At 71.4% G+C, this 19,607-nt stretch carries 19 protein-coding genes; 12 read left to right on the top strand and 7 right to left on the bottom strand.

Annotated elements, in window-relative coordinates; translation table 11 throughout:
* The first annotated feature begins 81 nt into the window (after positions 1 to 81).
* The 6 genes from ACIP2X_RS11875 (at position 82) to ACIP2X_RS11900 (ending at position 9,013) form a co-directional block, all read left to right on the top strand.
* Positions 82 to 378, top strand: a complete 297-nt coding sequence (locus ACIP2X_RS11875) for a DUF5133 domain-containing protein (protein ID WP_401670808.1) — start codon at positions 82 to 84, stop codon at positions 376 to 378.
* Positions 379 to 449: 71 nt separating this feature from the next.
* Positions 450 to 2,435, top strand: a complete 1,986-nt coding sequence (locus tag ACIP2X_RS11880) for an alpha-1,4-glucan--maltose-1-phosphate maltosyltransferase (RefSeq protein WP_401670811.1) — start codon at positions 450 to 452, stop codon at positions 2,433 to 2,435.
* Positions 2,432 to 4,150, top strand: a complete 1,719-nt coding sequence (treS, locus tag ACIP2X_RS11885) for a maltose alpha-D-glucosyltransferase (protein WP_401670813.1) — start codon at positions 2,432 to 2,434, stop codon at positions 4,148 to 4,150. The genes ACIP2X_RS11880 and treS overlap by 4 nt, the downstream gene beginning before the upstream one ends.
* Before the next feature lie 28 nt (positions 4,151 to 4,178).
* Complete coding sequence (locus ACIP2X_RS11890) at positions 4,179 to 5,561, top strand: maltokinase (RefSeq protein WP_401670816.1); 1,383 nt, start codon at positions 4,179 to 4,181, stop codon at positions 5,559 to 5,561.
* 5 nt (positions 5,562 to 5,566) lie between these two features.
* Positions 5,567 to 7,804, top strand: coding sequence for a 1,4-alpha-glucan branching enzyme (gene glgB / locus ACIP2X_RS11895; protein WP_401670818.1), 2,238 nt, complete (start codon positions 5,567 to 5,569; stop codon positions 7,802 to 7,804).
* Positions 7,805 to 7,906: 102 nt separating this feature from the next.
* Positions 7,907 to 9,013 (top strand): glutamate--cysteine ligase, encoded by a 1,107-nt coding sequence (locus ACIP2X_RS11900; RefSeq protein WP_401670820.1) that lies wholly within the window; start codon positions 7,907 to 7,909, stop codon positions 9,011 to 9,013.
* A 37-nt stretch (positions 9,014 to 9,050) separates the two neighbouring features.
* On the opposite strand, the gene ACIP2X_RS11905 is transcribed toward ACIP2X_RS11900, so the two are convergent.
* Positions 9,051 to 9,284: a DUF6480 family protein gene (locus ACIP2X_RS11905; protein ID WP_401670823.1), complete on the bottom strand. Its 234-nt coding sequence runs from the start codon at positions 9,282 to 9,284 to the stop codon at positions 9,051 to 9,053.
* Positions 9,285 to 9,438: 154 nt separating this feature from the next.
* Here ACIP2X_RS11905 and ACIP2X_RS11910 point away from each other — a divergent pair, with 154 nt between their 5' ends.
* Complete coding sequence (locus tag ACIP2X_RS11910) at positions 9,439 to 11,340, top strand: AMP-dependent synthetase/ligase (RefSeq protein ID WP_401670825.1); 1,902 nt, start codon at positions 9,439 to 9,441, stop codon at positions 11,338 to 11,340.
* A gap of 8 nt (positions 11,341 to 11,348) precedes the next feature.
* On the opposite strand, the gene ACIP2X_RS11915 is transcribed toward ACIP2X_RS11910, so the two are convergent.
* A complete protein-coding gene (locus tag ACIP2X_RS11915; protein ID WP_401670827.1) occupies positions 11,349 to 11,636 on the bottom strand; it encodes a DUF4190 domain-containing protein in 288 nt (95 codons plus the stop codon).
* Positions 11,637 to 11,990: 354 nt separating this feature from the next.
* Here ACIP2X_RS11915 and ACIP2X_RS11920 point away from each other — a divergent pair, with 354 nt between their 5' ends.
* Entirely contained in the window at positions 11,991 to 12,425 is a 435-nt protein-coding gene (locus ACIP2X_RS11920; protein WP_401670829.1) for an ATP-binding protein, read from the top strand.
* A gap of 34 nt (positions 12,426 to 12,459) precedes the next feature.
* On the opposite strand, the gene ACIP2X_RS11925 is transcribed toward ACIP2X_RS11920, so the two are convergent.
* Positions 12,460 to 12,918, bottom strand: coding sequence for an ATP-binding protein (locus ACIP2X_RS11925; RefSeq protein ID WP_401670832.1), 459 nt, complete (start codon positions 12,916 to 12,918; stop codon positions 12,460 to 12,462).
* A gap of 46 nt (positions 12,919 to 12,964) precedes the next feature.
* Positions 12,965 to 13,336 (bottom strand): PRC-barrel domain containing protein, encoded by a 372-nt coding sequence (locus ACIP2X_RS11930; protein WP_401670835.1) that lies wholly within the window; start codon positions 13,334 to 13,336, stop codon positions 12,965 to 12,967.
* 225 nt (positions 13,337 to 13,561) lie between these two features.
* On the opposite strand from ACIP2X_RS11930, the gene ACIP2X_RS11935 reads away from it, so the two are divergent.
* Together ACIP2X_RS11935 and ACIP2X_RS11940 are read left to right on the top strand one after the other, a co-directional pair.
* Entirely contained in the window at positions 13,562 to 13,948 is a 387-nt protein-coding gene (locus tag ACIP2X_RS11935) for an STAS domain-containing protein (protein WP_401670837.1), read from the top strand.
* A gap of 160 nt (positions 13,949 to 14,108) precedes the next feature.
* A complete protein-coding gene (locus tag ACIP2X_RS11940) occupies positions 14,109 to 15,485 on the top strand; it encodes an NAD(P)/FAD-dependent oxidoreductase (protein WP_401670839.1) in 1,377 nt (458 codons plus the stop codon).
* 156 nt (positions 15,486 to 15,641) lie between these two features.
* Here the strand turns inward: ACIP2X_RS11940 and ACIP2X_RS11945 are convergent, their stop codons facing one another.
* Together ACIP2X_RS11945 and ACIP2X_RS11950 are read right to left on the bottom strand one after the other, a co-directional pair.
* Positions 15,642 to 16,499 carry a SigB/SigF/SigG family RNA polymerase sigma factor gene (locus ACIP2X_RS11945; RefSeq protein ID WP_401670842.1) on the bottom strand — a complete coding sequence of 286 codons (858 nt, stop codon included), beginning with the start codon at positions 16,497 to 16,499 and terminating at the stop codon, positions 15,642 to 15,644.
* 214 nt (positions 16,500 to 16,713) lie between these two features.
* On the bottom strand, positions 16,714 to 17,157 hold the full coding sequence (locus ACIP2X_RS11950) for an ATP-binding protein (RefSeq protein WP_401670844.1): 444 nt from the start codon (positions 17,155 to 17,157) through the stop codon (positions 16,714 to 16,716).
* A 157-nt stretch (positions 17,158 to 17,314) separates the two neighbouring features.
* Here ACIP2X_RS11950 and ACIP2X_RS11955 point away from each other — a divergent pair, with 157 nt between their 5' ends.
* Entirely contained in the window at positions 17,315 to 17,536 is a 222-nt protein-coding gene (locus ACIP2X_RS11955) for a hypothetical protein (RefSeq protein WP_401670847.1), read from the top strand.
* Positions 17,537 to 17,801: 265 nt separating this feature from the next.
* Complete coding sequence (locus ACIP2X_RS11960; RefSeq protein WP_401670849.1) at positions 17,802 to 18,257, top strand: cyclic nucleotide-binding domain-containing protein; 456 nt, start codon at positions 17,802 to 17,804, stop codon at positions 18,255 to 18,257.
* 26 nt (positions 18,258 to 18,283) lie between these two features.
* Here ACIP2X_RS11960 and ACIP2X_RS11965 read toward each other — a convergent pair whose 3' ends face one another.
* Positions 18,284 to 19,582: an MFS transporter gene (locus tag ACIP2X_RS11965; RefSeq protein ID WP_401670852.1), complete on the bottom strand. Its 1,299-nt coding sequence runs from the start codon at positions 19,580 to 19,582 to the stop codon at positions 18,284 to 18,286.
* Positions 19,583 to 19,607 lie beyond the last annotated feature (25 nt).

Here is a 19,607-nt window from a genome sequence, read left to right on the forward strand (position 1 = left end):
ATCCGTGCCCCCTCGCGGGAGCGGCCGCCGGCCCGACCGTCGGGAACGTGCCCATCGAGCGCCCGGAAGGTGAACGGCGCCATGCTGCTACCCGCCAGAGCCGAAGTCACGCGGCAGCTGCGGCGGTACCGGGCCTGGGAGCGTGCGACGCTCGCGGCCCCCACCGACAGCGCGGTGCGGACCGGCTTCGAGGACTCGGGCTACACCCTCTGCGTGCTGATGGGAAAGCGCTGCGCGCGTGAGGCCGTCGAGGCGGCCGAGCGCTATCTGCGCACCACGCCGGCCGTCTACCTGCTGGACGAGACCTGCCGACCGCGTCCGAGCCGGATACCCCGCAGGGGTTCTCCCCCGGGACGGCGTTCCCGGGCGGGGCTCTAGCCCCCTTTTCAGGTGCAGTATCCCGAGCCGGGCCGAGGGGCCCGGCTTTGAGTACGACGGAGGTGAGACCCATGAGTACGACTGAGGCCATCGGCCGCATTCCGGTCCGGGACGTCCATCCCGCCGTGGAGGGCGGCAGGCGCCCGGCGAAGGCCGTGCCCCGAGAGACGTTCCAGGTCACGGCCACCGTGTTCCGCGAGGGGCATGACGCGGTCGCAGCCAATGTCGTCCTGCGGGATCCCGAGGGCCGCCCCGGCCCCTGGACACCGATGCGCGAACTGGCCCCCGGCACCGACCGCTGGGGCGCCGAGGTCACCCCGGACGCCGTGGGTCTGTGGACGTACTCCGTCGAGGCATGGAGCGATCCCGTCAGCACCTGGCGCCACACCGCCGGCATCAAGGTGCCCGCGGGCATCGACACCGGGCTGGTCCTGGAAGAGGGCGCCGAACTCTACGAGCGGGCCGCCGCCAAAGTGCCCGAGCGCGCGGGGCGCGAGGTCCTGCTGACGGCGGCGCGGACCCTGCGGGACGACTCCCTGCCGGTCGCCACCCGCCTCGCGGCGGCGCTGACGCCGGAGGTGGACGAGGTGCTCGGGCGTTGTCCGCTGCGGGAGTTGGTGACGGCGTCGGATCCACTGCCGCTGCTGGTGGAGCGGGAGCGGGCGCTGTTCGGGTCCTGGTACGAGTTCTTCCCGCGTTCCGAGGGCACGCGGGAGCGGCCGCACGGCACGTTCCGTACCGCCGCGCGGCGCCTGCCGGCGATCGCGGCGATGGGCTTCGACGTGGTCTACCTGCCGCCCGTCCACCCGATCGGCACCACCTTCCGCAAGGGCCCCGACAACACCCTCTCCGCCGGCCCCGACGACGTGGGGGTGCCCTGGGCGATCGGCTCGCCCGAGGGCGGGCACGACGCGATCCACCCGGACCTGGGCACCCTGGAGGACTTCGACTGGTTCGTGGCCCAGGCCCGGGCGCAGGGGCTGGAGATCGCGCTGGACTTCGCGTTGCAGTGCTCGCCGGACCACCCATGGGTGGAAAAGCACCCGGAGTGGTTCCACCACCGCCCGGACGGGTCCGTCGCCTACGCGGAGAACCCGCCGAAGAAGTACCAGGACATCTATCCGCTGGCCTTCGACCGGGACATGGACGGCCTGGTCGCCGAGACCCTGCGGGTGCTGCGGCACTGGATGTCCCACGGTGTGCGCATCTTCCGTGTCGACAACCCGCACACCAAGCCGGTGGTGTTCTGGGAACGGGTCATCGCCGACGTGAACCGCACCGACCCGGACGTGATCTTCCTGGCCGAGGCGTTCACCCGGCCCGCGATGATGCACACCCTGGCCCAGATCGGCTTCCAGCAGTCCTACACCTACTTCACCTGGCGCAACACCAAGCAGGAGCTGACGGAGTACCTCACGGAGCTCTCCGGTCCCTCCTCGGCGTACATGCGGCCGAACTTCTTCGTCAACACGCCCGACATCCTGCACGCCTACCTCCAGCACGGCGGCCGGCCCGCCTTCGAGGCCCGTGCCGTCCTGGCCGCCACCCTCTCCCCCACCTGGGGCGTCTACTCGGGCTACGAACTCTGCGAGAACGTCCCCCTGCGCGAGGGCAGCGAGGAGTACCTCCACTCGGAGAAGTACCAGCTCACACCCCGTGACTGGGACGCCCCGCACAGCATCGCCCCCCTCATCACCCGGCTCAACGCGATCCGGCGCGAGCACCGCGCCCTGCACGGGATCCGCAACCTCCGCTTCCACCACACGGACAACGACGCGGTCCTCGCGTACAGCAAGCGCACGGGCTCCGACGTCGTCCTCGTGGTCGTGAACCTCGACCCGCACCACACCCAGGAGGCCACGGTCTCGTTGGACATGCCGCAACTCGGCCTGGATCGGCACGCCTCCGTGTCCGTGCACGACGAACTGACGGGTGAGGCCTATCCGTGGGGCAGCACCAACTATGTGCGCCTGGAGCCCGGCCGGGCTCCCGCCCATGTGCTCCATGTCCACAGGCCGCCCGTCTCGCCGCAGAACGGAGGGTCAGCAGCGTCATGACCGTCAACGAGCCCGTGCCGGACACCTTCGAGGACACGCCCGCCAAGGACCGGGACCCCGAGTGGTTCAAGCGTGCCGTCTTCTACGAAGTCCTCGTCCGCTCCTTCCAGGACAGCAACGGCGACGGCGTCGGCGACCTCAAGGGCCTGACCGCCAAGCTCGACTACCTGCAATGGCTCGGCGTCGACTGCCTCTGGCTGCCGCCCTTCTTCCAGTCGCCGCTGCGCGACGGCGGCTACGACGTCTCCGACTACACCGCGGTGCTCCCCGAGTTCGGCGACCTCGCCGACTTCGTGGAGTTCGTCGACGCCGCCCACCAGCGCGGCATGCGCGTCATCATCGACTTCGTCATGAACCACACCAGCGACCAGCACCCGTGGTTCCAGGAGTCCCGCAAGGACCCCGACGGCCCCTACGGCGACTACTACATGTGGGCCGACGACGACAAGCAGTACCAGGACGCCCGCATCATCTTCGTCGACACCGAGGTCTCCAACTGGACCTTCGACCCGGTCCGCAAGCAGTACTTCTTCCACCGCTTCTTCTCCCACCAGCCGGACCTCAACTACGAGAACCCGGCCGTCCAGGAGGAGATCCTGGCCGCCCTGCGCTTCTGGCTGGACCTCGGCATCGACGGGTACCGGCTGGACGCCGTGCCCTACCTCTACGCGGAGGAGGGCACCAACTGCGAAAACCTTCCGGCGTCGCACCACTTCCTCCAGCGCGTCCGCCGCGAGATCGACGCGCTGTACCCGGACACGGTGCTGCTGGCCGAGGCCAACCAGTGGCCCGAGGACGTCGTCGACTACTTCGGCGACTACGCCTCCGGCGGCGACGAGTGCCACATGGCCTTCCACTTCCCGGTCATGCCGCGCATCTTCATGGCCGTCCGGCGGGAATCGAGGTATCCCGTCTCCGAGATCCTCGCCAAGACCCCCGCGATTCCGACCGGCTGCCAGTGGGGCATCTTCCTGCGCAACCACGACGAGCTCACGCTCGAGATGGTCACCGACGAAGAGCGCGACTACATGTACGCGGAGTACGCCAAGGACCCGCGGATGCGCGCCAACATCGGCATCCGCCGCCGGCTCGCCCCTCTGCTCGACAACGACCGCCATACGATCGAGCTGTTCACCGCCCTGCTGCTCTCGCTGCCCGGCAGCCCGATCCTCTACTACGGCGACGAGATCGGCATGGGCGACAACATCTGGCTCGGCGACCGGGACGCGGTGCGTACCCCGATGCAGTGGACGCCGGACCGCAACGCCGGATTCTCCACCTGCGACCCCGGCCGGCTCAGCCTCCCCACGATCATGGACCCGGTGTACGGCTACCAGGTCACCAACGTCGAGGCGTCCATGGCGTCGCCCTCGTCGCTGCTGCACTGGACCCGCCGCATGATCGAGATCCGTAAGCAGAACCACGCCTTCGGGCTCGGCTCGTACACCGAACTGCCGTCGTCGAACCCCGCGGTGCTCGCCTTCCTGCGCGAGTACGAGGACGACCTGGTGCTGTGCGTCAGCAACTTCGCCCGGTTCGCCCAGCCGACCGAGCTGGACCTGCGCGAGTTCGCCGGCCGGTATCCCGTCGAGCTGTTCGGCGGGGTGCGCTTCCCCGCCATCGGCGAACTGCCGTACCTGCTGACCCTGGGGGGTCACGGCTTCTACTGGTTCCGGCTCGTCCGAGTCGCATCGCGTATCGGCCGACGACTGTGAGCGTGCGCCGACGAAAGGAGGCGTCACCATGACGAAGACCGCATCCCTCCTGCCCAGCGACAGCGGGCTCGCCGCGTCCATGACCTCGCTCGACGGGCTGCTGCGCGAGTGGCTGCCCCGGCAGCGCTGGTTCGCCGGCAAGGACCGGCCCGTCACGGACCTTCGCCTGGTGTCGATGACGGAACTGTTCCCGGGCTGTCTGCACCTGCTGGTGCACACCGGCCACGCGGGCGGTCACAGCAGTCTCGCCGGGGTGCCCTCGCCCGGCGGCACGACCCCGCCCGGGGACTGCTACCAGCTGTTCCTCGGCGTCCGGCAGACCCCCTCGCCACGGCTGGGGCGGGCCCTGATCGGCCAGGCGCAGGAAGGGCCGCTGGCCGGGATGACGGTCTACGACGCCCTCCAGGACCTCCGTTCGGCGCAACTGCTGCTGGAGCGCCTGCGTCACCCGGGCACCGCGGGCCCCTTGCGTTTCGAGGCCGATCCCGCCAAACCGATCCCGGCCGGACTGGTGCCGCGCGTGCTGGACGCCGAGCAGTCCAACTCCTCGCTGGTGTACGGCGACGAGTTCATCCTGAAGGTCTTCCGGCGCATCCAGCCCGGCGTCAACCCGGACCTGGAGGTGCCGGGCGCGCTGGCCGGGCAGGGCTGCGAGCGGGTGCCCGCGCCGGTGGCCTGGTTCTGCACGGCCCAGCCGCAGGAGGCCACGCTCGGGGTGCTCCAGCCCTTCCTGCGCAACGCCTCCGACGGCTGGACGCTCGCGCTGCACGCGCTCGCCACCGGCAGCGACTTCACCGCCGAGGCGCATGAGCTGGGGCAGGCCACGGCCGAGGTGCATCTGGCGCTGGCCGCCGCGTTCACCGCCGGCGGGCGGTCCGAGAACGGGCGCATGGCGGCGGCGATGACCGAGCGCCTCGACGCCGCCGCGCACAGCGTCCCGGCGCTCCGGTCCTTCGTGCCCGGCCTGAGGTCGGCGTTCAGCGCGCTGCTGACGTGCGACGCCGGACCACCCGCTCAGCGCATCCACGGCGATCTGCATCTGGGGCAGGTGCTGCGGGCGGGACGCGAGTGGTTCGTCATCGACTTCGAGGGCGAACCGTCCCGTCCGCTGGCGGAACGGCGCGGTGCCCAGTCCCCCGTGCGGGACGTCGCCGGGATGCTGCGCTCCTTCGACTACGCGGCCCGGCAGCGCCGGCCCTGGCGTCCTCAGTGGGCGCGCCGCTGCCGGGAGGCCTACTGTGCCGGATATGCGGCCCGGGCCGGCTGGGATCCCCGTAAGAAGCACGGACTGCTGCGTGCCTACGAGACGGATCGGGCGGTGTACGAGGTGCTGTACGAGGCCAGGCACCGTCCGGACTGGCTCCCCGTACCCATGGCGGCGATCGAACGACTCGCCGTGAGAGGAGACTGAACGCCGTGGCGCTGCGCGACATCACATCCCCCAAGGCCTCCGGCCCGCTCCCGTCGGTGCGGACACCTGGCGGGTGCGCTCCCGAGCTCGATCCGGCCGACCGCGGGCGCCTGCTGGCGGGCGCCCATCACGACCCGCACGCCCTGCTCGGCGCGCATCCCGTACCGGGCGGTCTCGCGGTGCGGGCGCTGCGGCCGTTCGCCCGCGCGGTGAGCGTGCTGGCCGGCGGGGAGCGCTTCGCGCTGACCTCGGAGGGCGAGGGCCTGTTCTCGGCCGTGCTGCCGTGGCGGACCGTTGTGGAGTACACCCTGCTGGTGGCGTACGAGGAGGGGGAGCACGAGGTCCACGACCCGTACCGGTTCCTGCCCGCGCTCGGCGAGCTCGACCTGCACCTGATCAGGGAGGGCCGGCACGAGCAGCTGTGGCAGGCGCTCGGCGCCGAGCCGATGACCCATCAGGGCGTGACCGGCACCCGTTTCACGGTGTGGGCGCCGAACGCGCGCGGGGTGCGGCTCGCGGCGGACTTCTGCCACTGGGACGGCACCGCGTTCCCGATGCGCTCGCTGGGCGCCAGCGGGGTGTGGGAGCTGTTCCTGCCGGGCGTGGGCGAGGGCACCCGGTACAAGTTCGAGATCACCTCCCAGTACGGGCACCGGTTCCTGAAGGCCGACCCGATGGCGCGCCGAACGGAGGTGCCTCCGGACACGGCCTCGATCGTGACCGCGTCGCACTACGAGTGGCACGACCAGGACTGGATGGCGCACCGAGGCGACACGCCGGTGCACCAGGCACCGATGTCGGTGTACGAGGTGCACCTCGCCTCCTGGCGGCCCGGGCTCGACTACCGCCGGCTGGCCGAGGAGTTGCCGCGCTACGTCAAGGACCTCGGCTTCACGCACGTCGAGCTGATGCCGGTCGCCGAGCACCCGTTCGGCGGCTCCTGGGGCTACCAGGTCACCGGCTTCTACGCGCCGACCTCGCGCCTCGGCACCCCGGACGACTTCCGGTACTTCGTGGACGCCTGCCACCGGGCAGGCCTCGGCGTGATCATGGACTGGGTGCCCGCGCACTTCCCCAAGGACGACTGGGCGCTGGCCCGGTTCGACGGGGACGCGCTGTACGAGCCCGGCAACGCGCAGCGGGCCGAGCACCCGGACTGGGGGACGTACGAGTTCGACTTCGGGCGGACCGAGGTGCGCAACTTCCTCGTCGCCAACGCGACCTACTGGTGCGAGGAGTTCCACATCGACGGGCTGCGGGTGGACGCCGTCGCCTCCATGCTCTACCTCGACTACTCACGGGACTCCGGGCAGTGGACGCCGAACGTCCACGGTGGCCGGGAGGACCTGGACGCGGTGGCCTTCCTCCAGGAGATGAACGCCACCGTCTACCGGCGCAACCCCGGAGTGGTGACGATCGCCGAGGAGTCCACCGCGTGGGGCGGGGTGACCCGGCCGACCGACAGCGGCGGGCTGGGGTTCGGGCTGAAGTGGAACATGGGCTGGATGCACGACTCGCTCGAGTACATGAGCAAGGAGCCGGTCCACCGCAAGTACCACCACCACGAGATGACCTTCTCGATGATCTACGCGTACAGCGAGAACTACGTGCTGCCCATCTCGCACGACGAGGTCGTCCACGGCAAGCAGGCCCTGGTCAGCAAGATGCCCGGCGACTGGTGGCAGCGGCGCGCCAACCACCGCGCCTACCTCGGCTTCATGTGGGCCCACCCGGGCAAGCAGCTGCTGTTCATGGGCCAGGAGTTCGCGCAGGGCGGCGAGTGGTCCGTGGAGCACGGCCCCGAGTGGTGGCTGCTCGACCCCGGCCACTGCGCCGCGGGCGACCACCGCGGGGTGCAGGACCTGGTGCGCGATCTCAACGCCGGCTACCTGGACACCCCGGCCCTGTGGCAGCGCGACACCGACCCCGGCGGCTTCCAGTGGGTGGAGTGCGACGCGGCCGACGACAACGTCCTCGCCTTCCTGCGCTACGACGATCAGGGCGTCCCGCTGCTGGCGATCTCCCACTTCTCCCCCGCCGTCCGGCACGACTACCGGCTCGGCGTCCCCGGCGACGTCCCGGCCTGGCGGGAGGTCCTCAACACCGACGCTGCGCGCTACGGCGGCAGCGACGTGACCCACCCCGACCCGGTCAAGGCCGAGGCGCAGGAGTCCCACGGCCGCCCCACGAGCATCCGGCTGACCCTGCCGCCACTGGCCACCATCTGGCTGCGCCCGGCCTGACGGGAGACCGCACGGCACAGGTGTCCGAGGGGCCTTCCGGGGGCATTCGGAGACGTACGGCGGGTCCCGCCGTCCCGGAAGGTCGTCGAAAGGCCGCATGACGTGCGCACCGTCGGAGTGGAGGAGGAACTCCTCCTGGTGGACCCGGAGAGCGGGGAACCGCGCGCGCGGTCGGCCGCCGTGCTGGCGCGCGCGGCTCACGACCATGCCGAGGGCTTCGTCTTCGAGAAGGAACTCCACGAGCAGATGCTGGAGTTCAACACCCATCCGCAGACGCGCATGGCGGAGCTGAGTGCGGAGATCGTGCGCTGCAGGCGGGAGGCGGCGCGCAACGCCGGGGACATCGGCTGCTCGGTGGCGGCGCTGGCTACGTCGCCGCTGCCGGTCAAGCCCGCGATCGGCGCGCACCACCGCTACCAGTGGATGGCGGAGCAGTACGGGATCGCCACCCAGGAGCAGCTGGTCCTCGGCTGCCATGTCCATGTGGCCGTGGACTCCGACGAGGAGGGTGTCGCGGTCGTCGACCGGGTGCGGCCGTGGCTCTCGGTGCTGGCGGCGCTGAGCGCCAACTCACCGTTCTGGCAGGGCAAGGACACCAGTTACAGCAGCTACCGCAGCAGGGTGTGGCAGCGCTGGCCGTCGGCCGGGCCCACCGAGCTGTTCGGCTCGGCGGAGGGCTATCGCCGGCGGGTGGCGGACATGATGGCCACCGAGACCCTCCTGGACGAGGGCATGCTCTACTTCGACGCCCGGCTGTCCCAGAACTACCCCACGGTCGAGCTCCGGGTCGCGGACGTCTGCCTGCACGCCGACACCGCCGTCCTGGTCGCGGCCCTGGCCCGTGGTCTGGTCGAGACGGCCGCGCGGGAGTGGCAGGCGGGCCGGGGCCCCGACGAGCACAGCGTGAGCGTGCTGCGCCTCGCGGCCTGGCGGGCCGCCCGCTCCGGTCTCACCGGGGAGCTGCTGCACCCGGCGGCGATGCGGCCCGCGCCCGCCGAGACGGTCGTCCGCGCCCTGCTGGAGCACGTGGGCGAGGCGCTCGCCGACAACGGGGATCTGGACCGGGTGAAGGAGTCCTGCGCGGAGCTGCTGCGGCGGGGCAACGGGGCGCGGGTGCAACGCGAGTCGCTGCGGCGTACCGGCAGCTTCCGGGACGTCGTACTGGAGTGCGCGCGGCACACCCAGGGTGACGCCGCGCGCCTGGAGTGACGCCCGCCCCCCGGTGGCGTCACGGGACCGGGTGCTCTCAGAGGATCAGCACCAGGCTGTAGACCAGGAAGAAGGCGGCCACCAGCACCACCAGGACGAGGATCATCGTCAGTGGTGCCTTGGCCCAGCCCTTGGTGGGGTTGTGGGTGTCGCGGGGCAGGGCTCCCGGCATGCTGCTCTCCGCGGGCGGGGTCTCCCCCGGCGGCACACCGCCGCCCGGTTCCAGCCCTGTCGAGCGCTCGGGTTCGGGGTCGGGATTGGTGTGACTCATGCCGCCCGAGTCCCCCGAACCTGCCGAGATCATCAGGACGGAAGGCCAGTTCCCGGTTCCTGGCACGAAACGGTCTGACCTGGGCTAGATTCGACCACCGTCGATAACGGTTCTCGTCGGCGGGGTCACAGCCCGTACATGTCAGGAGCAGCGCATGCGCGACTTCGCCCTCGCTCCCCCCGCCGTCTCGTCCCTCACCGGCGGACTGGCCGACAGCCTCTTCGAGACGGCGGCGGCCAACCCGACCCTGCCGTTGATCGCGCGCCGCAGCGGCCCCGCGGGCCCGTGGGAGGAGGTCACCGCGATCGAGTTGCGCGACGAGGTGGTCGACCTGGCCAAGGGGCTGGTCGCGTCCGGGATCTCCCCCGGCCACCGCGTGGCGATCATGGCCCGCACCCGGTACGAGTGGACCGTCCTCAGCCACGCCCTGTGGGCGGTGGGCGCCGAGGTCGTACCGATCTATCCGACCTCCTCGCGCGAGCAGGTCGAGTGGATCCTGCGGGACGCGAACTGCGTGGCCGTGGTCGTCGAGGACGAGCAGGGCGTGATGACCATCGGCCCGGTGTGCGCGCGGCTGCCCGCGCTGCGGCACGTCTGGCAGCTGGACGCCGGCGCGCTGACGGACCTGGCGGCGCGCGGCGAGGTCCTGCCGGCGCTCACGGTCGACTCGCTGCGCCGTATCGTGCTGCCGGACTCGACCGCCGTGATCGCCTACACCTCGGGCACCTCGGGCCGCCCCCTGGGCTGCGCGCTGAGCCACCGGGGCATCGCGAGCCCGTGCGACGTCCTGCTGGCGGGGTGGGGCCACACGGCGGCACCGCCCGGTGAACAGGCCCGGGTCCTCGCCTTCCTGCCCTTCTCCCATGTGTACGGCCTGATGATCCAGGGCCTGTGCATCCGCGGCGGGCTGCTGATGGCGCACGAGCCGGACCCCGGCGCGGAGTCGCTGGCGGCGGCGCTGCAGTCCTTCCGCCCGACGTACTTCTACGCCGTGCCGTCGGTCTTCGAGAAGATCTACAAGAACTTTCTGCTGGCGTCCCAGGCGGCGGGTCGCGGTGCCCTGTTCGAGCGGGCCGCGGAGACGGCGCGGGCCTTCGCCGCGGCCACCGAACGGCAGCGGCTCGGCCGGGGTTCCGGGCCCGGGCTGGAACTGCGGATGCAGCACGCGCTGTACGAGCGGACGGTGTACCGCAGGCTGCGTGCGACGCTGGGCGGCCGGGTCCGCCGGGGGACCTCGGGCGGCTCGTCGCTCCACCGCGAACTGTCCTTGTTCTACGAGGGCATCGGCATCTACGTCCACGACGGCTACGGCCTGACCGAGACCAGCGGCGGCGTGACCATGCAGCCGCTGGGCCGGGAGAAGTCGGGGACGGTGGGGCAGGCGCTGCCGGGTTCGGAGATCCATCTGGCCGAGGACGGCGAGATCCTGGTACGCGGGCCCTCGGTGTTCCAGGGGTACCTCAACGACGAGGGGGCGACGAGGGCCACGCTGTGGGCCGGCTGGCTGGCCACCGGGGACCTGGGGCGGCTGGACTCCGAGGGCTATCTGACGATCACCGGCCGCAAGAAGGACGTGATCGTCACCAGCAGCGGCAAGAGTGTCGCCCCGGCGGCGCTGGAGCAGCGGCTGCGGATGCATCCGCTGATCCACCAGGCGGTCGTCGTGGGCGACGACCGGCCCTGCGTGGGCGCGCTGATCACCCTGGACCCCGATTTCCTGCTGCACTGGCGGGCGTCGCTGGCGTTGCAGGGGGATGCCACCGTCCGGGAGGCGCGTGAGGAGAACGCGCTGCGCGAGGAGGTCGGGCGGGCGGTCGCCGCGGCCAACAGCGCGGTGTCGCGCCCGGAGTCGATCAGGGTGTTCCGGGTGCTGCCGCAGCCGTTCGACGTGGCGAGCGGGTTGCTGACGCCGTCCATGAAACTGCGGCGGGACGCGATCGTGCGGCACTACGCCGGGGAGATCGACGCCATGTACCAGGCACGTTCACGCCCGCCGCGGCTCGCCACGCCGGAGGAGCAGGTCGGCTGGGACGACTCGGACAGCGTGTTCCGGTGAGCCGTCCGTCAGCTGCCGACGTACCAGGAGAATCCGCCGTCGGAGGCGGCCAGCGCCAGCAGCACGCCGAAGATCACCAGGTCCAGGATGCCGAGGACGATTCCGGCCTTGGCCATTCCGGCGCCGCCCTTGGCGGGGGCCTGGCGCATTCCGACGGCACCGAGCACGATCGCTATCGGCCCGAGAATGACGTTGAAGAGGAATATGCCGATGATTCCGCAGGTGAGGCTCGCGATGGCCAGGCCGTTGGTGCGCGAGCCGGGCGACGCGGCGGGATTACTGCCGTAACCGGTCATCACTTTCCCTCCGAGGTGGGGATCGGTGTGGTGTCACGCCCTTTCGGTGACTCCCGGGTGCCCGTCAATTCACGGCACAATCACCTGAGTTGGGCAATTCACTCGGGCCGCGGCCGATCACGGGAAAGGGTGTCTTCGCAGAACCTTTCGGGGACGCGAACAATTTCTTTGCACCCGCCCGACGGCTCGCTGCTCCGGGACGCGGCCCGGCGTTCGCGCCGGCAAGGGCCCGCGTCCGGCGAATCGGGTGCTCCCCGGGGGTGAGACGCGTAGGCCCCACGGGTACGGGAACCCGCACAGTGCGATGCGAGAGACACGAGCGCAGCCTTGCGACCGAAAGGCTGGAAAGGCGACATGGCAACCGAGCCGCGTTGGGACGGAACACTGGCAGGCCAAGGAATTCCGAGCCGGACGGCCGGCTTCCCGGGTGAGCCGCAGGACGTGACCGGGGCGCGCCTGGCCGCGGAGAGTTTTCTCCGTGACCTGGCCCGCACCGCACCGCCCGCCACCCCGGAGTCCTGGCACGACATCCTGCTGGTGGTCACGGAGCTCGCCGCGAACGCGGTCCAGTACGCTCCCGGACCCTTCCATCTGCAGATCAGGCGAACCTACGACGGAGTGCACATCACCGTGCACGACACCAGCAGCACACCTCCGGCCCCCCGCCCGTTCCATCCGAACACCGGCGGTGGCGGCATCGGCTGGCATCTGATCCAGACGTTGTGCGACCAGGTCAGCGTGGTCGGCGAGGCCGAGGGCAAGGACATCCACGTGTTCCTGCCCTGGTGAGACGGAGCGGTGGGCCGGGCCCCGGGCCGAGGGGCTACGCCGGCCGCAGGGGCACCAGCACGCTGACGGTCTTGCCGCCCCCCGGCCGGGGCTCGACGGCGATCTCCCGGGCCAGGCGGATGATCAGGGGCCAGCCGTAGCCGTTGCCGTGGTGGCCGCTCGGCAGGTCCCCGGAGCCGAAGGCCGCGGCGGGGACGACCGCGCTGTGGTCGTGGACCGCGAGACGTACGCCTTCCGCGGTGGGCACCGCCTCGAAGCCGGCCAGCCCGCCACCGTGCCGGATGGCGTTGCTGACCAGCTCCGAGACGACCAGTTGCAGGTCGATCAGATCGCGCTCGTGTGCCGTGCGGGAGACGGAGTTCCACTCGTCGAGGACCACCGACAGAGCATGCGCCCGGGCCTCGGCCGCGCTGCGCACGGGGGCCGAGGGATGTGCGCCGCCGGGCGCAGGCCGGCCGGCGTGGACAGGGGCTGCGACATCGGTCTGGTCCATGCGGTGTGGTCTTCCTGGGCTCCGCCCCGCTGCCGGGGGCTGTCGGTCAGGTGGTGGTCGGCTCGCGCGGCGGCAGGTTGCTGTAGTAGTCACCCACCGTCGTCAGATAGTCCGGGTCGAGGGTCTCGCTGTCGGTGCGGAAGCGCGGGGCCTCCTTGACCTCCGCCCGGGTGCAGGACAGCGAGACCAGACGGTGCTCGGTGTCGATGCCCGTCACCAGGCCCACCGGAACCAGGACACTCCTGCCGAACACCCAGACGCCCGTGTCGACCACCAGATGCCGCATGCCGTGCGGGTCCGCCAGCCGGTCCACGTGTCCGAGCGTGCCGTCCGTTGCGTCGACGGTGAACCCCGTGAGGTCCCGCTCCGCGACTTGGCCGGTGCCCGATGCGTACGACCAGATTCTGTCGATGGTCACGCCGATGACTCCTCCTCCTTCGCGCCTGTGCTCCATGGGTCCCCCTACCCCCGGTGCCTGTCGGCATTCGGCCGGGCCGGGGACTGCATAGGAGACCGATACGGGGGTACGCGCGCCTGGCGTCGACCGACATGATGATCGACGTAGTTGATCGGCTCAGGGGCGTGCACCGAGTGCGCCGAGCTGGGTGACCAGCCCTGGCAGTCGGCCTTGTGGGAGGTACTCGTGACAATTGCCCAGAACCCGCTGTCCGTCGAGGTCACACTGCCGCGGGAGGATGTCGCCCTGGTACGGGTGGAGGGCTATCTGGACGTCGACACCGCGACCGAGTTCCAGCATCACCTGGCGAACCAGCTGCATCACGGCCGGCGTCACTTCGTGCTGGACGTGTCCGAGGTGCCGTTCATGGACTCGTCGGGGATGAACATCATCCTGCGCATCTACCAGGAGACCCGCCGCAGCGGCGGCAGTGTGCACATCCTCTCGCCCACGCCGCCCGTGCAGCGCGTCCTGGACCTCACCGGGGTCAGCATCACGGTGCCGGTGTCCGGGAGTTTCGAGGACGCGCTGGCCCTGATCGACGGGCAGGAGCGGGCGGAGGCGGAGGACTGAGTCCCGGGGCCGGCACGCCGGTCGTCCCGCCCCTTCGTCTGCCTGCCCCGCCCGACTGGCGCGGCCGCCCGTGGCGCGGTGGGATCAAGGGGAGGTGCGAAGCCACGATCCAGGGGCACGCGCATGGCGTCGGGGCAGACCGCCCGGAAGCGCGGAAGGGATGGACATCGTGACACGACCCAGGATCCTGGTGGTGGGCGCGGGCTTCGCCGGAGTGGAGTGCGTACGGCGCCTGGAGCGCCGCCTCTCCCCCGACGAGGCCGCGGTCACGCTGGTGACGCCGTTCGCCTACCAGCTCTATCTGCCCCTGCTCCCCCAGGTCGCGTCCGGCGTGCTCACACCCCAGTCCATCGCGGTGTCGCTGCGCCGCAGCAGCAAGTACCGCACGCGGATCCTCCCGGGCGGGGCGATCGGCGTGGACCTGGAGGCCAAGGTCTGCGTCATCCGCACGATCACGGACGAGATCGTCAACGAGCCGTACGACTACATCGTGCTGGCCCCCGGCAGCGTCACGCGCACGTTCCACATCCCGGGGCTCGTCGACAACGCCTTCGGGATGAAGACGCTCGCGGAGGCCGCCTACATCCGCGATCACGTGATCTCGCAGCTGGACCTCGCCGACGCGAGCAATGATCCGGCCGAGCGGGCCGCGCGGCTCCAGTTCGTCGTGGTCGGCGGTGGTTACGCCGGCACCGAGACGGCGGCCTGCCTGCAGCTTCTGACCTCCAACGCGGTCAAGCGCTACCCCCGGCTGGACCCACGGCTGATCAGGTGGCACCTGATCGACATCGCCCCCCGGCTGATGCCGGAGCTGGGCGAGAAGCTGGGCCGCAGCGCGCAGGAGGTCTTGCGGCGGCGCGGTGTCGAGGTCTCGCTCGGGGTGTCCATCGAGAAGGCGGGGCCGCAGGAGGTCACCTTCACGGACGGCCGGGTGGTGCCGACGCGCACGCTGATCTGGACCGCGGGCGTCGTCGCCAGCCCCCTCATCGCGACGCTGGGCGCGGAGACGGTGCGCGGGCGGCTCGCGGTCACCACCGCGATGAATCTGCCGGGACACGACGGGGTGTTCGCGCTCGGCGACGCCGCGGCGGTCCCGGACGAGGCCAAGCACGAGGAGGGGGCGGTCTGCCCGCCCACGGCGCAGCACGCGATGCGGCAGGGCAGGAAGGTCGCCGACAACGTCATCGCGACCCTGCGCAACCAGCCGATGCAGCCGTACGTCCACAAGGACCTCGGTCTGGTCGTCGACCTCGGCGGCCGCGACGCGGTCTCCAAGCCGCTCGGCGTCGAGCTGCGCGGCCTGCCCGCCCAGGCCGTGGCCCGCGGCTACCACTGGTCGGCGCTGCGCACCAACGTCGCCAAGACCCGCGTCATGACCAACTGGCTGCTCAACGCGGTCGCCGGCGACGACTTCGTCCGTACCGGCTTCCAGGCCCGCCGCCCGGCGAAGCTCAAGGACTTCGAGTACACCAACTCCTACCTGACGCCGGAACAGATCCGGGCGCAGGTGGAGGAGGCGAAGCCGGCGCAGGGCTGACGTACCGGTCGGGCCCGCGTCCGGATGCCGCTCGGCATCCGGACGCGGGCCCGAGTGCGTGTACCTGGGCCGCGGTGCCCCCTTCGCGGGCGCGCGCCGGGCCACGACGCGACCGGGCCCCGCGGTGTCGCGGGGCCCGGTGCGTGTGGCGGTGGGTCAGTGCGCGCTGGATCCGGGCTGGTTCGGTCGGCGGCCGAGGGCCTCGTCCCGAACCCGGGCACAGCTGCGGCTGATGAGGCGGGAGACGTGCATCTGGGAGATGCCGAGCTGGTCCGCGATACGGCTCTGCGTCATGTCCTCGAAGAAGCGCATGTAGAGGATGGCCCGCTCACGCTCCGGCAGATTGCGCAGGCTCTGCTTGGCGGACTCCCGGTCGACCACCACGTCGTACGAGCCGTCCGGCGCGCCGAGGGTGTCCGCGAGGCTGTAGCCCTCGTCGGCGGAGGAGAGTTCGGCGTCGAGCGAGAGGGTGCTGAAGCTCTCCAGGGCCTCCACGCCCGTGGCGACCTCCTCCTCGGTGAGCCCGGTGTGCGTGGCGATCTCCGCGACGGTGGGCTCCGGCGCGCCCGGGTTCTGGGCCAGCTCCCGGCGGGCGAGCCGCACCTTGTTGCGGAGTTCCTGCACACGCCGCGGCACCCGCAACGCCCACATCCGGTCCCGGAAATGCCGCTTCACCTCTCCGGTGATGGTGGGCACCGCGTAGCTCTCGAAGGCGCCGCGGGAGGGGTCGTACCGGTCGATCGCCTTCACCAGGCCCAGCGCCGCGACCTGCTTGAGGTCCTCGAGGGACTCGCCCCGGTCCCGGAAGCGGCTGGCGATGCGATGGGCCATCGGCAGCCAGGCGGTGGCGAGTTCGTCGCGCAGGGCCTCCCGCTCGGGCCCCTCCTGGAGCTCGTGCAGGCGGGCGAAGAGGTCGGCGGTGACGGGGGCGTCGTCGTGACGCCGCCGGGCTGTGGCGGGCGAGTTGGGGGAGTCGGGCGTGCCGGGACGGCTTGTCGACATGTCGATGAGCATGCGGAATCGCTCCTGAACGGTCTTTAAGGGACTTCAGGGACTGTCCGCGGGAAGGGTGTCGGCCCCCCGATCACCCGGAGGCCCTCGGAGCGCGTACCGCTCCCCGCTGGCGCGCCTCCGGTCCGAAGCACGAAAATGCGTCTGCCCGGGTGCCGGAGGAACAAACTCCGGGCCGCCGAAGGTCTTCCGAAGGTCTCTCAGAAAACAAGGTCTCTCAGAAAACAGGGACCGCCGCGGTGATGCGCTTCCCGCCGGTCGGCAGATCGGCCACCCGGACGTCGCACGCCAGCCGGCAGACGATCGGCCAGCCGTGCCCGCCGACCCGCCGGCGCCCCCGCTCGTCCACCGGCGCCCTCGTCACCGGCAGCCGGTCGCTGCGATCACTCACCGAGACCCGCACCTCGTGACCGACGACGTCGATCTCGACGCCGGTCACGCCACCGCCGTGCAGGATGGCGTTGGTCGTCAGCTCCGAGGCGACGAGGAGCGCGTCGGAGAGACCTCTCTCGTCACACGGGGTACCGACGTCCCGGCAGCGGCCGGCCACCGCGTGCCGTATCGCCTGCCGCACGTCCGCCGGCCGGCACAGGTCGCTTCTGCAGGCGCGTACCTCGTCGGCCGGTCCGCCTGCGGGTTCGGTCCACCGCTGCGCGCTCACTGCTCAGCTCCCTGATCGATCGAGTGGTAGAGCAACCACTGGGCCGGAAGGGACGGGGGTCTGTCCGGCGCCGCCCTCATAGGTCGGCTCACCCTCTCGCGGCACACCAAACGCGTCATCCGGCCATCGATCACGGACACGGGGGTATGTGGACAACATGACCGATGTGGTGGACTCAGACGAGCTGTTGCGGCGCATCCGGCGCGGCAGGGCCTGCGCGGAGCAGGAGGAGCGCGCGTGGCGGGAACGCAGTGAGGCCCTGGAACCGACCGACCCGGCCGGAGCCCGGGAGGCCGCCGTACGGCGGCTGACCTACGAGGCGGTGCTCAGGGTCCTGGACGAGATCCTGACCCCCGGCCGCCACGCCGAGGTGGGCTGACCGGCGGCGCGGCGGCGAGTTCGCGTGAAACGGGTCACGTGACCCGCTTGGGAGGGGGTGGCACCGCCCGCGATGGTTTATCGTTCATACATGTGATGACGGGGTCGAGGGCCTCCTCCTCCGGACATCACCCCCTACGGCCCTGGCTGGCCTCCCCCGTCCAGCCAGGGCTTTTCCATGCCCCGAGGTGCTCCGGTCGCCGGCAGCGGCTGAAATGGGCATAGACAGAGCACCGGTCCTTTCCGTCGGCGAGGAGCTTTGCGCCATGACCAAAGCGACGAAACTGCTGACCGCCCTGCCCCCGCCCCAGCGACAGCGCCTGATGACGCTGGCGAAGGAGGTGTCCTTCCCCGAGGACGCCCGCATCTTCGAGGCCGGCGGCGCCGCCGACCGCTTCTGGGTGATCCGCTCAGGGGCCGTCTCCCTCGACCAGCAGGTGACGTCGGCGCAGCGGGTGACCGTCGCCAGCCTCGGCGCCGGAGATCTGCTGGGCTGGTCGTGGCTGTTCCCGCCGCACCGGTGGGACTTCGGCGCGGAGGCCTTCAGCCAGGTCCGCGCCTACGAGTTCGAGGCGGGGCCGGTGCTGGAGCTGTGCCAGCAGGACCCGCAGCTCGGCATGTCCCTGGTCCGGATCGTCGCCGAGATCCTCGCGCACCGGCTGGAGACGACCCGCGGGCAGCTCATGGAGCAGTACACCCTGCGGCGGCGCGGCGGCAGATAGCACCGCGCCACCGCGTCGCCCGGCCCTCAGACGCGATAGCGCCGCAGGTCCGGTACGAGCGCCGCCAGCGCCAGCATCACCACGACGACCAGCACACCCCCGCCCACGACGGCCGTGCGGGCGCCGAAGGCCGAACCCGCCGTGCCGTGCAGGACGTCGGCGAGCCGGGGGCCGCCCGCGACGACGACCGTGAAGACGCCCTGCATGCGGCCGCGCATCTCGTCGGTCGCGGCGGACAGCAGGATCGCGCCGCGGAACACCATCGAGACCATGTCGGCCACTCCGGCGACGGCCAGGAACGCCACCGCGACCCACAGACCGGTGCCCAGCCCGGACCCGGCGACGGCCAGACCCCAGGCGACCACCGCGCCGATCACCATCCAGCCGTGCCGGCGGACCCGCGAGAAGGTGCCGGAGAACAGGCCGCCCGCCACCGCGCCGATCGGGATGGCCGCGAACAGCAGGCCGAGGGCGAGGCCCTCGCCCCAGGGGGCGTACGTCTCGGCGGCGAGCTGCGGGAACAGGGCGCGGGGCATGCCGAACACCATGGCGACGATGTCGGCCAGGAAGGACAGCAGCAGCACCTTGTGCCGGGCGATGTAGCGGAAGCCGGCCACGACCTCGCGCACTCCGGCACGCCGCGCCACCGCGCTCGCGAGCGGCGGCAGCGCGGGCAGCCGCAGCACCGCCCAGACGGCGACGCACAGCGCGAGGGCGTCGATGAGATACAGCTCGGGCAGGCCGATGACGGGGATCAGCGCCCCGGCGAGCAGCGGCCCGGCGACGAGCCCGATCTGCATGACGGTCGAGCCGAGGGCGCTCGCGGCGGCCAGTTCGTGCTCCGGGACCAGTCGGGCGATCGAGGCGCTGCGGGCCGGCGCGTTCAGGCCGAAGAAGGCCTGCTGGAGGGCGAGCAGGACCATCAGCACGGCGACCGAGTCGAGGCCGGCGACCGCCTGGATCCAGAACAGCACGGAGGTGCCGGCGATGCCGGCGTTGGTGATCAGCAGCAGCTTGCGGCGGTCCATGGTGTCGGCGACGGCGCCGCCCCACAGGGCGAACACCACGAGCGGCAGCAGGCCGGCGAAGCTCGCGTAGCCGACCCAGGCGGAGGAACCGGTGATGTCGTAGATCTGCTTCGGTACGGCGACCGCGGTGAGCTGGCTGCCGACCGCGGTGACGACGGTCGAGGCCCAGAGCCGGCGGTAGGCGGGGCGGCGCAGGGGGCGGGTGTCCATCGCCCAGCGCCGCCAGCCGCCGCGGGGCGGCTTCGCGGCGGCGGGATCGTCCGCCGGGTGCTCGGTGCTGCTCTCGCTGGTGTCCACGCGCTTCCCGGTTGCTCGTTACATC

This window comes from Streptomyces sp. NPDC089424 (genome assembly GCF_044749345.1).
Taxonomy (GTDB): domain Bacteria; phylum Actinomycetota; class Actinomycetes; order Streptomycetales; family Streptomycetaceae; genus Streptomyces.

What these genes read in the sequence shown, in the direction of transcription:
- ACIP2X_RS11875 (WP_401670808.1), top strand. Translation starts at nt 82, where the DNA reads ATGCTGCTACCCGCCAGAGCCGAAGTCACGCGGCAGCTGCGGCGGTAC.
- ACIP2X_RS11880 (WP_401670811.1), top strand. Translation starts at nt 450, where the DNA reads ATGAGTACGACTGAGGCCATCGGCCGCATTCCGGTCCGGGACGTCCAT.
- treS (WP_401670813.1), top strand. Translation starts at nt 2,432, where the DNA reads ATGACCGTCAACGAGCCCGTGCCGGACACCTTCGAGGACACGCCCGCC.
- ACIP2X_RS11890 (WP_401670816.1), top strand. Translation starts at nt 4,179, where the DNA reads ATGACGAAGACCGCATCCCTCCTGCCCAGCGACAGCGGGCTCGCCGCG.
- ACIP2X_RS11905 (WP_401670823.1), bottom strand. Translation starts at nt 9,284, where the DNA reads ATGAGTCACACCAATCCCGACCCCGAACCCGAGCGCTCGACAGGGCTG.
- ACIP2X_RS11910 (WP_401670825.1), top strand. Translation starts at nt 9,439, where the DNA reads ATGCGCGACTTCGCCCTCGCTCCCCCCGCCGTCTCGTCCCTCACCGGC.
- ACIP2X_RS11915 (WP_401670827.1), bottom strand. Translation starts at nt 11,636, where the DNA reads ATGACCGGTTACGGCAGTAATCCCGCCGCGTCGCCCGGCTCGCGCACC.
- ACIP2X_RS11920 (WP_401670829.1), top strand. Translation starts at nt 11,991, where the DNA reads ATGGCAACCGAGCCGCGTTGGGACGGAACACTGGCAGGCCAAGGAATT.
- ACIP2X_RS11925 (WP_401670832.1), bottom strand. Translation starts at nt 12,918, where the DNA reads ATGGACCAGACCGATGTCGCAGCCCCTGTCCACGCCGGCCGGCCTGCG.
- ACIP2X_RS11940 (WP_401670839.1), top strand. Translation starts at nt 14,109, where the DNA reads ATGGACATCGTGACACGACCCAGGATCCTGGTGGTGGGCGCGGGCTTC.
- ACIP2X_RS11945 (WP_401670842.1), bottom strand. Translation starts at nt 16,499, where the DNA reads ATGCTCATCGACATGTCGACAAGCCGTCCCGGCACGCCCGACTCCCCC.
- ACIP2X_RS11955 (WP_401670847.1), top strand. Translation starts at nt 17,315, where the DNA reads ATGACCGATGTGGTGGACTCAGACGAGCTGTTGCGGCGCATCCGGCGC.
- ACIP2X_RS11960 (WP_401670849.1), top strand. Translation starts at nt 17,802, where the DNA reads ATGACCAAAGCGACGAAACTGCTGACCGCCCTGCCCCCGCCCCAGCGA.